The organism is Bradyrhizobium sp. BRP19 (genome assembly GCF_020194195.1).
GTDB classification, from domain to species: domain Bacteria; phylum Pseudomonadota; class Alphaproteobacteria; order Rhizobiales; family Xanthobacteraceae; genus Bradyrhizobium; species Bradyrhizobium yuanmingense.
The window spans coordinates 1-425 of sequence record NZ_JADYVZ010000165.1 but is presented as its reverse complement, the minus strand read 5'-3'; the positions used below and the strand labels follow the sequence as shown (position 1 = coordinate 425).

The following is a 425-nucleotide window of genomic DNA, read 5'->3' as shown; positions in this document are numbered from 1 at the left end:
GGCGCCCGCCGCCGGCCGGAACAATTTAACCAGCCGTTAACCATACACCGGGCAAATTCTGCCTACCTCGGGGACGGCCCCAGAGGTTAACGGGGGCGCGGCGATGTCCATCAACGATCTACCGATCATGTCGGCGCTGCGCACCAGGATGCAGTGGCACCAGGAGCGCCAGCGGGTGCTCGCCGAGAACGTTTCCAACTCCGATACGCCCAACTTCAAGCCGCGCGACCTGGTCGAACCCACATTCGACCGCAACGGCGCGCCGGTCGGCGGAGCGATGGGCACGCTGCCGATGATGCGAACCAGCACCGGCCATATCGCGGCGTCCGGCGCACCGGAGAATTTCGACCATGATGGCGGCAAGAACGCCTTCATGACCAGGCCGGCCGGCAACGCCGTCAACCTGGAAGAGCAGATGCTGAAGG

1 protein-coding gene is annotated in these 425 nt (G+C 64.9%); it reads left to right on the top strand.

Annotation, left to right across the window (positions count from 1 at the left end; all coding sequences use genetic code 11):
* Positions 1-103: 103 nt before the first annotated feature.
* A partial coding sequence (locus tag I6F36_RS39015) for a flagellar basal body protein (protein WP_225173296.1) occupies positions 104-425 on the top strand: 322 nt, incomplete at its 3' end.